Source organism: Variovorax gracilis (assembly GCF_030317115.1).
Classification (GTDB): domain Bacteria; phylum Pseudomonadota; class Gammaproteobacteria; order Burkholderiales; family Burkholderiaceae_C; genus Variovorax; species Variovorax gracilis.
Window position 1 is genome coordinate 508116 of the sequence record NZ_JASZYF010000001.1, and the last position, 13177, is coordinate 521292.

Here is a 13177-nt window from a genome sequence, read left to right on the forward strand (position 1 = left end):
CGCCCGCCCCCGGGGGCAACTCCGGCGGATCGGCCGAGACGGATTCGCGGTGTTTCGCCAACGGGCCAGCCTTCGCCGACCAATGGCACCGCGTCAGAGCTTCTTTTGCAGGAACATGGCTGAACCGAAGGCCGGGTCGAGCTGGTAGTTGGCGAAGCCTTCGCGCTCGTAAGCCCGCAGCGCACTCCGGTTGCCTGACAGCACTTCGAGCGTGAGCTTGCAAGCGCCTCTGGCGCGCGCCTCGGACTCCACGCGGGACAGCATGCGCTGCGTCAGCCGCTGGCCGCGATGACTGGCCAGGACGACGACGTCGTGGACGTTGACGAGCGGCTTGCAGGCGAAGGTCGAGAAGCCCTCGATGCAATTGACCAGCCCGACGGGCTGCTCGCCGTCGTACGCAAGGACGCTGAAGGCTTGCGGCCGCACGGCGAGCGCCTCGGGCAATCCCGCCATCGCCTCGGCTGAAAGCGGAGAGCCTCCGCCCGCGGGATCGCGCGCGTAGGCGTCCAGCAAGCCAACCAACGCGCGTGCATGTGCGGGATTGCGATAGTCCGCCATCACGATATCGACCATCGCGCTCAACCCTCCTGGACGGCCGCCACCAGACGCTGCGCGCAAGCTTCGGCTTGCGCCGCGTCGCGCGCCTCGACCATGACGCGCAGCAATGGCTCGGTGCCGCTTGCGCGAATCAACACGCGCCCACCATCACCCAGCTCAGCCTCTGCGCGCTGCGTCTCGGCAGCCAGCGAGGCGTTGGATTTCCAGTCCTGTCCGTCGGCGAGACGCACGTTAATGAGCGTTTGAGGAAACAGCGTCACCCCGTCCAGCAGTTCAGCCACGCTTCTGCCGCTTCGCACGCAAGCTTGCAGCACCTGCAACGCGCTCACGATGCCGTCCCCCGTCGTGTGGCGATCGAGAGCGAGCAGGTGGCCCGAGCCCTCTCCGCCCAGCAGCCAACGGCGCTTCTCGAGCTCTTCCAGCACGTAGCGATCGCCGACCTTGGCGCGCACGAAATCGATGCCCTGACCCTTCAGTGCCATCTCGACGGCCTTGTTGGTCATCAGAGTGCCGACGACACCCGCAGGCTTCTCGCCGCGAGCGATGCGCTCCATCGCCATCAGGTACAGAAGCTCGTCGCCATTGAACAGGCGCCCGCTGGCATCGACGAGTTGCAGCCGATCGGCGTCGCCGTCGAGTGCAATGCCGTACTCGGCACCCTGTGCCTTGACGGCATCGATCAGCGCCTGCGGATGGGTGGCGCCGAAACCCTTGTTGATGTTGAGGCCGTCGGGCGCACAACCGATGCTCGTTACCTCCGCGCCCAATTCATGGAACACGGACGGCGCCACCTGGTAGGCCGCACCGTGCGCCGCATCGATGACGAGCTTGTGCCCGCGCAGGGTCAGGTCGTTGGCGAAGGTACTCTTGCAGAACTCAATATAGCGTCCCGGTGCATCGTTGAGGCGCCGCGCCTTGCCCAGGGTCTTGGAGTCGACCCACACGGGCGGCTCCTTAAGGACGGCTTCGACGGCCAGCTCCCACTCATCGCTGAGCTTGGTGCCCTGGGCGCTGAAGAACTTGATCCCGTTGTCCGGATACGCGTTGTGGCTCGCACTGATCACGACGCCCAGGCTCGCACGCTGTGCGCGCGTGAGATAGGCCACGCCGGGTGTCGGCAACGGCCCGAGCAGCACGACGTCCACGCCAGCGGAGTTGAAGCCCGATTCCAGCGCCGATTCGAGCATGTAGCCGGAAATGCGTGTGTCCTTGCCGATCAGCACGGTCGGGCGCGACTCGGTCTTCTTGAGCACACGGCCCACGGCATGCGCGAGGCGCAGCACGAAATCGGGTGTGATCGGCGGCTGCCCGACCGTTCCGCGAATGCCGTCGGTGCCGAAATATTCTCTTGTCATTGAATTGATACCTTTCCCTGTTGTTGTCGTTTCATCGCGCGCCATACCGCCAACGCGGCAACGGTTTCGCGCACATCATGCACGCGCAGGATCGTCGCGCCCTGCTCGACGGCGAGTACAGCCGCAGCCACGCTCGGCACCATCCGTTGGCCAGCCGCCTCGATGCCGGTGACCGCGCCCAGCGAAGACTTGCGTGACCACCCGGCGAGCACAGGCCAGCCCGAGGCCAGCAACTCGCGCTGGCGCGCGAGCAAGTCGAAATTCTGTTCCACGGTCTTGCCGAAGCCAATGCCTGGGTCGAGCACGATGCGGGAAGCATCGACGCCAAGCGCCAGCAGCGCCCTTGCGTGCGCTTCGAGGAATGCGCGCACCGCCGGGACTACATCCCCCTGCATGGGGGCCGTCTGCATGGTCTGGGGATCGCGGTGCATGTGCATCAGGCAGACGCCGCACGCCGGATGGGCAGCGACCGCCTCCAAGGCACCCGGCTGGCGCAACGCCCAGACGTCGTTGACGATGTCCGCGCCGAGGTCCAGCACCGCGCGCATCACTTCGGGCTTGTAGGTGTCGACGGAGACGGGCACCTGAAGCTTCACCGCCTCGCGCACCACCGGCAGCACCCGCGCCAGCTCGGCTTCGAGCGGTACGGCCGGGCTGCCCGGTCGCGTCGACTCCCCGCCGATGTCCAGGATGTCCGCGCCCTCGTCGATCAACTGGGCGCAATGACGCACGGCGGCTTCGGTCGATGCGTGTTCTCCTCCATCAGAGAACGAATCGGGCGTGACGTTGACGATGCCCATCACCCGCGGCTCTGCCAGGTCGATGGCAAAGCGCGCGGTGCGCCAGACCGCCGTCATGGCTCACCCCCACGAAAAAACGGGGCCAGAGGCCCCGTTGATTGCCAAAGCGCCATGCTCAGGCCGCGGTCGGCGCCGGATCGGGATTCACCGCCGGCGTACCGCCACTGCCACCGCCGCTGCCCGATGGCGGAATGCGCGGCGTCCAATCCTTGGGCGGACGCGGTGCGCGACCGGCCATGATGTCGTCGAGCTGCTCGGTGTCGATGGTTTCCCATTCGAGCAAGGCCTTGGCCATCGCATGCATCTTGTCGCTGTTCTCCTCGATCAGGCGGCGCGCCAGGGCGTACTGCTCGTCGATGATGCGGCGCACCTCGGCATCGACCTTCTGCATGGTCGACTCGCTCATGTTGGTGGTCTTGGTGACCGAACGGCCCAGGAACACCTCGCCTTCGTTCTCGGCATACACCATCGGCCCCAGTGATTCGGTCATGCCGTAGCGCATCACCATGTCGCGGGCGATCTGCGTGGCACGTTCGAAGTCATTGCTGGCGCCGGTGGTCATCTGGTGCATGAACACCTCTTCGGCGATGCGGCCGCCGAACAGCATGCTGATCTGGTTCAGCATGTACTCGCGGTCGTAGCTGTAGCGGTCCTGCGCGGGGAGGCTCATGGTCACGCCAAGGGCGCGGCCGCGCGGAATGATCGTCACCTTGTGAACCGGATCGCACTTGGGCAGCAACTTGCCGATGAGCGCGTGGCCAGACTCGTGGTAGGCCGTGTTGCGGCGCTCTTCCTCGGGCATCACCATGCTCTTGCGCTCGGGGCCCATGAAGATCTTGTCCTTGGCCTTCTCGAAGTCCTGCATCTCGACGACGCGCGCATTGCGGCGCGCCGCCATCAGCGCAGCTTCGTTGCACAGGTTGGCCAGGTCGGCGCCCGACATGCCCGGCGTGCCGCGCGCGATGATGCTCGGATTCACGTCCTGGCCCAGCGGCACCTTGCGCATGTGGACGTTGAGGATCTGCTCGCGGCCGCGGATGTCCGGCAGCGTCACGTACACCTGGCGGTCGAAACGTCCCGGGCGCAGCAGTGCGGCGTCGAGGATGTCCGGACGGTTGGTCGCGGCCACCACGATCACGCCGAGGTTGGTTTCGAAACCGTCCATCTCGACCAGCATCTGGTTCAAGGTCTGCTCGCGCTCATCATTGCCGCCGCCGAGGCCAGCGCCACGCTGACGGCCGACCGCATCGATTTCATCGATGAAGATGATGCAGGGAGCGTTCTTCTTGGCGTTCTCGAACATGTCGCGCACACGGGCAGCACCCACGCCGACGAACATTTCGACGAAGTCGGAGCCGGAGATCGAGAAGAAAGGAACCTTGGCCTCGCCGGCGATGCTCTTGGCGAGCAAGGTCTTGCCGGTGCCGGGAGGGCCGACCAGCAGCAGGCCGCGCGGAATGCGGCCGCCGAGCTTCTGGAACTTGGCCGGGTCCTTCAGGAAGTCGACGACTTCCTTGACTTCTTCCTTGGCCTCGTCGCAGCCCGCGACGTCGGCGAACGTGACCTGGTTGTTGTTCTCGTCGAGCATGCGGGCCTTGCTCTTGCCGAAGCTGAAGGCGCCGCCCTTGCCGCCGCCCTGCATCTGCCGCATGAAGTAGACCCAGACTCCAATCAGGAGCAGCATCGGTCCCCAGCTCACGAGCAGCGTCATGAGGAGCGAGCCCTCTTCGCGCGGCTTGACATCGAACTTGACGTTGTTGGCGATCAGGTCGCCGACCAGGCCGCGGTCGAGGTAGGTGGCCGTCGTCCGGATCTTGCGGTCGTCATTGGTGATGGCGACGATCTCGCTGCCGCCCTGGCCTTCCTGGATCGTGGCGCTCTTGATGCGGTTGTTGCGAACTTCCTCGAGGAAGTCGGAATAGCCGATGTTGCCTGCGCCGGCGACGCCGCGGGTGTCGAACTGCTTGAACACAGTGAACAACACCATCGCAATGACGAGCCAGACGGCAACTTTGGAAAACCACTGATTGTTCAAACGAAGCTCCAGTCGAAAGCGCGTGGTACGAAAAACAAAAACGCGCTGTGGGCACGCAATTGGCGGCTATTTTAGGCTTTTCAACCCGCGAAACACCCTGATTTCCCTATAGCAGCCACAGGGTGCAAGCGGTTTTAGGCGCAATCGTGAGGGATGCATCCGGGTATCAATTCGTATCCGCTGCCTTGAGGCCGATGCCCACCATGAAGGTTTCGGACGATTTGTCGCGGGAAGCCTTGGGTTTGATTGGCTTCACGATGCGGAAATTGTCCTTGAAGAGCTTCGTCAGTTCGCTGTAGCCGCTGCCGTGGAACAGCTTGGCGACCAGCGCGCCTTCGGGCTTCATGTGGTGGTGCGCGAAGTCGATCGCAAGCTCGATCAGGTGCGAGACGCGGGCGGCATCCGCGGATGCGATGCCGGACAGGTTCGGCGCCATGTCCGACACGACCACATCGGCCAGACGGCCATCCATCACCTGGGTCAACCGCTCCAGCACGTCGGCTTCGCGGAAGTCGCCCTGGAGGAAGGTCACGCCTTCGATCGGCTCCATGGGCAGGATGTCGAGCGCGATGATGGTTCCGGCCAACTCTCCCGCGGCCGCACCGTCGGGCGACATGCGGCGACGGACGTACTGGCTCCAGGCACCGGGCGTGGAGCCGAGGTCGACGACCAGGTGGCCGGGCTTGATCAGCCCCAGCGTCTCGTCGATTTCCTTCAGTTTGTAGGCGGCCCGCGCCCGATAACCCTCCCGCGTGGCGAGTTTGACGTACGGGTCATTGATGTGATCGTGCAGCCACGCCTTGTTGACCTTCTTGCTTTTCGGTTTGGGATTCATTGACGCTCGATAATACGGGGATGCCCGCCATTCAACTTACCCCTGCGCAGCGCAAGGTGCACCGCTCCGAAGCGCACCATCTGGACCCGATCGTCATGATCGGCGGCGACGGGCTGACGCCGGCCGTCAAGAAGGAAGCCGACGCCGCGCTCAAGGCCCATGGCCTGATCAAGGTGCGCGTGTTTTCCGACGACCGGACTGCCCGCGAAGCCATGCTTCAGACACTGGCCGACGAACTGGACGCAGCGCCGATCCAGCACATCGGCAAGTTGCTCGTACTCTGGCGGCCCATTCCCGAAAAGGAACGGGAAATCGACGAAGACCGCATGCCCGGTCCACGTGATGTCAAGGTCATCAAGTACAGCAAGCGTGCCGGTCAACGCCCCGAAATCAAGACCTTGCGCGTTCTCGGCAACCAGCGCCTCACGCCTGGCGGCACGATCAAGCGCGCCAAGGCCCGCAAGCCGCTGTCGGTGAAGAAGCGGCGTCAGGCGGACTGAGGATGCCGAGCGAGACAGCGGCCCGACCGCAGCAGCGGCACATCCTGTGCATGAAGTGGGGCACGAAATACGGGCCCGACTATGTCAATCGCCTTTACGCCATGGTCCGCCGCCATCTGAGCGGCGACTTCAAGTTCGTGTGCCTGACCGATGACAGCAAGGGCATCCGCAGCGAAGTGGAATGCTTTCCGATCCCCCCGCTGAACCTGGAACTCGCTCCGGGACAGGTCGACCGGGCATGGAAGAAGCTGACCACCTTCGAGCAGGATCTTCATGGACTGCGAGGCACGGCGCTCTTCGTCGACCTCGATGTGGTGGTGGTCGGCAATCTGGACGAATTCTTCGAGTACCCGGGCGAATTCCTGATCATTCACGACTACGAGCGCCCCTGGCGTCGTCGGCGCATCACCGGCAACTCGTCGGTGTACCGTTTTGAACTGGGTGCACATCCTGACGTGCTTGCGCATTTCCGCCAGAACATGGACGCCGTTCAAGCCGAGTTCCGCAACGAGCAGACCTACCTCTCGGATTTCATGTTCCGCAAAGGCACGCTCGCCTACTGGCCCGAGGCATGGTGTCCAAGCTTCAAGTACCACGGGATTCCGACCTGGCCGACCAACTACTGGCGCGAGCCCTTTGTGCCGGAAGGCGCGAAGATCATGGTGTTCCACGGGGAATGCAACCCGCCCGACGCGCTGGCGGGGCGGCGCAACCGGCGCTTCCGGTTCATCCGCCCGGCGCGCTGGATCACGCAGTTCTGGAAGGCCTGATCAGGCCTGGCGGCGTCCCATTCGCCAGAGCAGGACACCGGCGCACACCCACTGGCCGAGGTACATCGCGCTCCCGAGCGAGTGCCATAGCCTGAGGTTCTCGCGCGCCAGGATGCGCGGCGAGACGGCATATTGCTGCAGCAGCGCCAGCAACAGCGCCGTGATGATCAGGAAGATCGCCGTCCGAGCCGGCCCTTCGACCCGGTCTCCTCCTTGTGCGCGGAAGTGAACCAGAAGCACCAGACCGCACCCAAGCGCCACCCAGGTCTGCGCCGCGAACAGTTGCCCGGCGAAGTTGCCGGCGACCGCCGGATTGCCCAGCCGGGCGAAAAGCATCGGCACCACGAGGAATCCGATCGTCGTCAGGCTGCCCCACCAGAGGGCAGCGAGAAGCAGAGCGATGCGGTTCTTCAATGCGCCTGCCGGATCAGAGATAGCTCACAGCGACGATCTCGAAGCGCTTGATGCCGCCCGGCGCCTGCACTTCGGCGGTATCGCCCTCTTCCTTGCCGATCAGCGCGCGCGCGATCGGGCTGGAGACGTTGATCAGCCCCAGCTTCAAGTCGGCTTCATCTTCGCCGACGATCTGGTATTTGACGGCTTCGCCCGTCTTCTCGTCCTCGAGTTCGACCGTGGATCCGAACACGACCTTGCCGCCCGCATCGAGCGCGGCCGGATCGATGATCTGCGCCGCCGAGAGCTTGCCCTCGATGTCCTGGATACGCCCTTCGATGAAGCCCTGGCGATCCTTGGCTGCTTCGTACTCTGCGTTTTCGCTCAAATCGCCCTGCGCGCGGGCTTCGGCGATCGAGTTGATGACCCACGGGCGGTCGACCGTCTTGAGTCGTTGAAGTTCTTCGCGCAGCTTTTCTGCGCCACGCTTGGTGATGGGAATGGTGGCCACGTTGTTGCTCCAGAAAGCGAAACCGCCGAACGCTGCCGTTCGGCGGTCGATGGGAGAGAAAGGATCAGACGAGATTGCGTCCGGTCAGCCGGCTCAGGATGGCGAGCGGGCTCGAATCGGGATTGTATTGCCTCGCAGCGGGCAGGTGCAGGGTCTGCTCGAGCATGTACTGGCCGGACATGACGGCGTGCGAAGTCTGGTCGGAAAAGCAGACCCACACCGACCCGGCCGGGAACGCCACGGTTTGCTGGTCCGCGTTCTTCTGGTAGTCCAGGTCCGATTTCATGCCATCGTGCAACTGCAGCATGAGATGGTCGTACTCGCTGCGCAGCGACTTGGTAACGCGGAGCGCCCGCAGCATGCGCGCCTGCCAGCGCGAATACGGCTTGGCGCGGGGCAAAAAGCGCCGCGCGACGGTCTCGAATGGCTCGCCGACGCGCCACACGCGCGGCGCCCCTTCGGGGTTGGCATTGGTGAAGACGCGCAGGATCCGCTCGCCGTAGTTGGGCCGCGAAGGAAAGGCGTCGACATGCAGGCGCCGGTCGTCGGCCCGCCAGGACTGGACGCGGGTCTCGACCTGCGCCGGCCGGTAGCTGGTCGGCGCCAGCCTCAGTGCCGGCGTGTAGTGCGGTAGCAGGCCATGGATCAACTCCTGAGCCTGCGCGCGGAAGCGCCCGACCATCGCCGCGACGGCGCGCTGCCGGTCGTCGTCCCCTGCCACACCCTTGATGCGCCCATTCGCGTCCAGGCTGATATTGCGGACGTCGGGCGACAACACCGCCGGTGTCAGCAAGGCCCTCTCCTCCGGCAGCAGTTCGAAGGCGAGGCGCGGAAAGTACAGCACCTTGCCGGCCTCCAGCGCGGCGATCCATGCCTCGTTCGGCACGGCGCCGCCCCAGTCGGCCAGGTCGAGTTCGACGAGCTGCGATTCCATGGGACCCTCGTGCCGTCAGGCCAGCGCGAGTTGCGCGTGCATTTCCTGGATCGAGATCACGTCGAGCTCGTTCATGTGACGCATGCCCTCGACGGCCGCTTCGGCGCCGAAGATCGTCGTGAAGGTCGTCACGCGGGCCAGCAGTGCCGAGGTTCGGATCTGGCGCGAATCGGCGATGGCGTTGCGACGTTCTTCCACCGTGTTGATGACCAGCGCAATCTCGTTGTTCTTGATCATGTCGACGATGTGCGGACGGCCTTCGGTGACCTTGTTGACCACGGCGCAGGCAATCCCGGCAGCCTGGATCGACGCCGCGGTGCCTTTGGTCGCGATCAACTCGAAGCCCAGGGCTGCCAGACCGCGCGCCACTTCTACCGCGCGCGGCTTGTCGTTGTTCTTCACCGAGATGAAGACGCGGCCGGACTTCGGCAAGTGCGTGCCCGCGCCCAACTGCGACTTCACGAAGGCTTCGCCGAAGGTCTTGCCCACACCCATCACTTCGCCGGTCGACTTCATTTCCGGGCCGAGGATGGTGTCCACGCCCGGGAACTTGACGAACGGGAACACCGCTTCCTTGACGCTGAAGTACGGTGGCGTGACTTCCTTCGTGACGCCCTGCGAGGTCAGCGACTGGCCGGCCATGCAGCGCGCAGCCACCTTGGCGAGCTGGATGCCCGTCGCCTTGCTCACGTAGGGCACCGTGCGCGATGCACGCGGGTTCACTTCGAGCACATAGATCACGTCCTGGCCGTCTTTCTCCTGGATCGCGAACTGGACGTTCATGAGACCGACCACGTTCAGCGCCTTGGCCATCGCGGCACTCTGGCGCTTGAGTTCGGCGATCGTCTCGGCCTTGAGGCTGTACGGCGGCAGCGAGCAGGCGGAGTCGCCCGAGTGCACGCCGGCCTGTTCGATGTGCTCCATCACGCCACCGATGAGCGTGTTGCCCTCGGCGTCGCGCAGGCAGTCGACATCGCACTCGACGGCGTCGTTCAGGAAGCGGTCCAACAGCACCGGGGAATCGTTGCTGACCTTGACCGCTTCGCGCATGTAGCGTTCCAGATCGCGCTGCTCGTGCACGATCTCCATCGCGCGACCGCCCAGCACGTAGCTCGGGCGCACCACCAGCGGATAGCCCAGCTCCGCCGCCTTTTCGAGCGCCTCGGACTCGGTGCGCGCGGTCGCGTTCGGCGGCTGGCGCAGCTTCAGTTCATGCAGCAGCTTCTGGAAGCGTTCGCGGTCCTCGGCGGCGTCGATCATGTCGGGGCTGGTGCCGATGATCGGCACGCCATTCGCCTCCAGATCGAGTGCGAGCTTGAGCGGCGTCTGGCCGCCGTACTGCACGATCACGCCGGTCGGCTTTTCCTTGTCGACGATCTCGAGCACGTCTTCGAGCGTGAGCGGCTCGAAATACAGGCGATCGCTGGTGTCGTAGTCGGTCGAGACCGTTTCGGGATTGCAGTTGACCATGATGGTCTCGTAGCCGTCCTCGCGCATCGCGAGCGCGGCATGCACGCAGCAATAGTCGAACTCGATGCCCTGCCCGATGCGGTTCGGACCGCCGCCGAGCACCATGATCTTCTTCTTGTTGGTCGGCTCGGCTTCGCACTCGTCTTCGTAGGTCGAGTACATGTAGGCGGTGTTCGTGGCGAACTCGGCCGCACAGGTGTCGACGCGCTTGTAGACCGGGCGCACGCCCAGCGCACGGCGCTTCTCGCGGATCGCGGTATCGGTGGTCTTCAACTGGCGCGCGAGGCGGCGGTCGGAGAAGCCCTTCTTCTTGAGCGCCAGCAGCGTGTCGCGGTCGATGTCGTCGAGGGACTTGGTCTCGAGTTCGAGTTCGATCTTCACGATCTCCTCGATCTGCACCAGGAACCACGGGTCGATCTTGGTCAGCGCGAAGACTTCTTCGACGCTCAGGCCCATGGCGAAGGCGTCGCCGACATACCAGATGCGGTCCGGGCCGGGCTCGCCGAGTTCCTTTTCGAGGACTTCGCGGTCCTGCGTCTTCTCGTTGAGGCCGTCCACGCCGACTTCCAGGCCGCGCAGCGCTTTCTGGAACGACTCCTGGAAGGTGCGCCCCATGGCCATGACCTCGCCGACCGACTTCATCTGCGTCGTCAGCCGCGAATCGGCCTGCGGGAATTTCTCGAAGGCGAAACGCGGGATCTTCGTGACCACGTAGTCGATGCTGGGCTCGAAGCTCGCCGGCGTTGCGCCGCCGGTGATCTCGTTGCGCAATTCGTCCAGCGTATAGCCGACGGCCAGCTTGGCCGCAACCTTCGCGATCGGGAAGCCGGTGGCCTTGGAGGCCAGTGCCGACGAACGCGAAACGCGTGGATTCATCTCGATGACGACCATGCGGCCATCCTTCGGATTGATGGAGAACTGGACGTTCGATCCGCCCGTGTCCACGCCGATCTCGCGCAGGACCGCCAGCGAGGCGTTCCGCAGGATCTGGTATTCCTTGTCCGACAGCGTCTGCGCGGGTGCGACGGTGATCGAGTCGCCGGTGTGCACGCCCATCGGGTCGAGGTTTTCGATGGAGCAGACGATGATGCAGTTGTCTGCCTTGTCGCGCACGACTTCCATCTCGTACTCTTTCCAGCCGAGCAGCGACTCTTCGATCAGCAGCTCGTTGGTCGGCGAGGCTTCCAGGCCGCGCTTGCAGATGGTCTCGAACTCTTCCGGGTTGTAGGCAATGCCGCCGCCGGTGCCGCCCAGCGTGAAGCTGGGGCGAATCACCACCGGGAAGCCCACGGTCTTCTGGACCGCCCAGGCCTCGTCGAGCGAATGGGCGATGCCTGAACGCGCGGAGCCCAGGCCGATCTTGGTCATGGCGTCCTTGAACTTCAGGCGGTCCTCGGCCTTGTCGATGGCTTCGGGCGTCGCACCGATGAGTTCGACCTTGTACTTGTCGAGCACGCCGTTGCGCCAGAGGTCGAGCGCGCAGTTGAGCGCGGTCTGTCCGCCCATGGTCGGCAGGATCGCGTCGGGACGTTCCTTGGCGATGATCTTCTCGACCGTCGGCCAGGTGATCGGCTCGATGTAGATGACGTCGGCCGTGGCCGGGTCGGTCATGATCGTCGCGGGATTGCTGTTGATCAGGATGACCTTGTAGCCCTCCTCGCGCAGCGCCTTGCAGGCTTGCACGCCGGAGTAGTCGAACTCGCACGCCTGGCCGATGATGATCGGGCCGGCGCCAATGATGAGGATGCTCTTGAGGTCTGTGCGCTTAGGCATTCTTCTGTCCTTCTTTGTGACTTTGCATGAGTGCCGTGAAGCGGTCGAACAGGTAGCCGATGTCGTGCGGGCCGGGCGATGCTTCCGGGTGGCCCTGGAAGCAGAAGGCCGGCTTGTCGGTGCGCGCCAGGCCCTGCAGCGTGTTGTCGAACAGGCTGATGTGCGTGGGCCGCAGGTTGGCGGGCAAGGTCTTTTCGTCGACGGCAAAGCCGTGGTTCTGGCTGGTAATGCTCACGCGGCCGTTGTCGAGATCCTTCACGGGATGGTTCGCGCCGTGGTGGCCGAACTTCATCTTGAAGGTCTTTGCGCCCGAGGCGAGCGCCATGATCTGATGGCCGAGGCAGATGCCGAAGACCGGGATACCCGTTTCGATCAGCTGGCGGGTGGCCTCGATCGCGTAGTCGCATGGCTCCGGGTCACCGGGGCCGTTGGCGAGGAAGATGCCATCGGGTCGCAGCTTGAGCACGTCGGCGGCCGGCGTCTGCGCCGGCACGACCGTGATGCGCGCGCCGCGCTGGGCGATCATGCGCAGGATGTTCTTCTTGACGCCGTAGTCGAAGGCCACGACGTGGAATTTCGGCGTGATCTGCACGCCGTAGCCAGAACCGAGCTTCCACTCGGTCTGCGTCCATTCGTAGGTTTCCTTGACCGACACGACCTTGGCGAGGTCCAGGCCCGCCATGCTGGGCGCTGCCTTGGCGGCGGCCACGGCCTTGTCGATGATGGCCTGGGTCACCTTTTCACCTTCGGCGAGCCCCAGGATGCAGCCGTTCTGGGCACCCTGGGTGCGCAGGTGACGGGTGAGCTTGCGGGTGTCGATGTTGGCAATGGCGACCGTCTTGCCGCGCACGAGGTATTCGTTCAGCGTGGCGGTCTTGCGGAAGTTGGACGCGACGAGGGGCAGGTCCTTGATGATCAGGCCCGCGGCATGGACCTTGTCGGCCTCGATGTCTTCCTCGTTGACGCCGTAGTTGCCGATGTGCGGGTACGTGAGCGTCACGATCTGCTGGCAATAGCTCGGGTCGGTCAGGATTTCCTGGTAACCGGTCATGGCGGTGTTGAACACCACTTCACCAGTTGTGACGCCGGTGGCGCCGATCGAGTTGCCGAGAAAGACCGTGCCGTCTGCAAGCGCCAGGATGGCGGGCGGGAATTTTCCCTTGAGAGACAAAAGCACTGGGATCTCCGGATGGATGACGCCCAAAGCGGACCCAAGATATGACTTTGGGCTGCGACTCTCGTC

Annotated in this window: 12 protein-coding genes; 2 read left to right on the top strand and 10 right to left on the bottom strand. The window is 64.4% G+C overall.

Annotation, left to right across the window (positions count from 1 at the left end; genetic code table 11):
* Positions 1 to 93: 93 nt before the first annotated feature.
* From QTH97_RS02450 to QTH97_RS02470, 5 genes are all read right to left on the bottom strand, one after another.
* Positions 94 to 573, bottom strand: coding sequence for a GNAT family N-acetyltransferase (locus QTH97_RS02450; protein ID WP_286566421.1), 480 nt, complete (start codon positions 571 to 573; stop codon positions 94 to 96).
* A gap of 5 nt (positions 574 to 578) precedes the next feature.
* Positions 579 to 1913: a phosphoglucosamine mutase gene (gene glmM, locus QTH97_RS02455; RefSeq protein WP_286566422.1), complete on the bottom strand. Its 1335-nt coding sequence runs from the start codon at positions 1911 to 1913 to the stop codon at positions 579 to 581.
* Positions 1910 to 2770, bottom strand: coding sequence for a dihydropteroate synthase (folP, locus tag QTH97_RS02460; protein ID WP_286566423.1), 861 nt, complete (start codon positions 2768 to 2770; stop codon positions 1910 to 1912). The genes glmM and folP overlap by 4 nt, the downstream gene beginning before the upstream one ends.
* Positions 2771 to 2828: 58 nt before the next feature.
* Positions 2829 to 4748, bottom strand: a complete 1920-nt coding sequence (gene ftsH, locus QTH97_RS02465) for an ATP-dependent zinc metalloprotease FtsH (protein ID WP_286566424.1) — start codon at positions 4746 to 4748, stop codon at positions 2829 to 2831.
* Positions 4749 to 4914: 166 nt separating this feature from the next.
* Positions 4915 to 5583, bottom strand: a complete 669-nt coding sequence (locus tag QTH97_RS02470; protein WP_286566425.1) for an RlmE family RNA methyltransferase — start codon at positions 5581 to 5583, stop codon at positions 4915 to 4917.
* A gap of 20 nt (positions 5584 to 5603) precedes the next feature.
* On the opposite strand from QTH97_RS02470, the gene QTH97_RS02475 reads away from it, so the two are divergent.
* The gene (locus tag QTH97_RS02475; RefSeq protein WP_286566427.1) at positions 5604 to 6083 is read left to right on the top strand and encodes a YhbY family RNA-binding protein; all 480 of its coding nucleotides are present in this window, start codon (positions 5604 to 5606) and stop codon (positions 6081 to 6083) included.
* Positions 6084 to 6085: 2 nt separating this feature from the next.
* On the top strand, positions 6086 to 6853 hold the full coding sequence (locus QTH97_RS02480) for a glycosyltransferase (RefSeq protein ID WP_286566429.1): 768 nt from the start codon (positions 6086 to 6088) through the stop codon (positions 6851 to 6853).
* On the opposite strand, the gene QTH97_RS02485 is transcribed toward QTH97_RS02480, so the two are convergent.
* The 5 genes from QTH97_RS02485 to carA form a co-directional block, all read right to left on the bottom strand.
* Positions 6854 to 7267, bottom strand: coding sequence for a DUF4149 domain-containing protein (locus QTH97_RS02485; RefSeq protein WP_286566430.1), 414 nt, complete (start codon positions 7265 to 7267; stop codon positions 6854 to 6856).
* A 13-nt stretch (positions 7268 to 7280) separates the two neighbouring features.
* Positions 7281 to 7757 (bottom strand): transcription elongation factor GreA, encoded by a 477-nt coding sequence (gene greA, locus QTH97_RS02490; RefSeq protein WP_286566431.1) that lies wholly within the window; start codon positions 7755 to 7757, stop codon positions 7281 to 7283.
* A gap of 64 nt (positions 7758 to 7821) precedes the next feature.
* Positions 7822 to 8691: a Kdo hydroxylase KdoO gene (kdoO, locus tag QTH97_RS02495; RefSeq protein WP_286566432.1), complete on the bottom strand. Its 870-nt coding sequence runs from the start codon at positions 8689 to 8691 to the stop codon at positions 7822 to 7824.
* Positions 8692 to 8706: 15 nt separating this feature from the next.
* Positions 8707 to 11934 (bottom strand): carbamoyl-phosphate synthase large subunit, encoded by a 3228-nt coding sequence (gene carB, locus QTH97_RS02500; RefSeq protein WP_286566433.1) that lies wholly within the window; start codon positions 11932 to 11934, stop codon positions 8707 to 8709.
* The gene (gene carA, locus QTH97_RS02505) at positions 11927 to 13111 is read right to left on the bottom strand and encodes a glutamine-hydrolyzing carbamoyl-phosphate synthase small subunit (RefSeq protein WP_286566435.1); all 1185 of its coding nucleotides are present in this window, start codon (positions 13109 to 13111) and stop codon (positions 11927 to 11929) included. The genes carB and carA overlap by 8 nt, the downstream gene beginning before the upstream one ends.
* Positions 13112 to 13177 lie beyond the last annotated feature (66 nt).

Excerpts from the sequence above, each read along its gene's own strand:
- QTH97_RS02450 (WP_286566421.1), bottom strand. The coding sequence starts at position 573 with ATGGTCGATATCGTGATGGCGGACTATCGCAATCCCGCACATGCACGC.
- glmM (WP_286566422.1), bottom strand. The coding sequence starts at position 1,913 with ATGACAAGAGAATATTTCGGCACCGACGGCATTCGCGGAACGGTCGGG.
- folP (WP_286566423.1), bottom strand. The coding sequence starts at position 2,770 with ATGACGGCGGTCTGGCGCACCGCGCGCTTTGCCATCGACCTGGCAGAG.
- QTH97_RS02470 (WP_286566425.1), bottom strand. The coding sequence starts at position 5,583 with ATGAATCCCAAACCGAAAAGCAAGAAGGTCAACAAGGCGTGGCTGCAC.
- QTH97_RS02475 (WP_286566427.1), top strand. The coding sequence starts at position 5,604 with ATGCCCGCCATTCAACTTACCCCTGCGCAGCGCAAGGTGCACCGCTCC.
- QTH97_RS02480 (WP_286566429.1), top strand. The coding sequence starts at position 6,086 with ATGCCGAGCGAGACAGCGGCCCGACCGCAGCAGCGGCACATCCTGTGC.
- kdoO (WP_286566432.1), bottom strand. The coding sequence starts at position 8,691 with ATGGAATCGCAGCTCGTCGAACTCGACCTGGCCGACTGGGGCGGCGCC.
- carB (WP_286566433.1), bottom strand. The coding sequence starts at position 11,934 with ATGCCTAAGCGCACAGACCTCAAGAGCATCCTCATCATTGGCGCCGGC.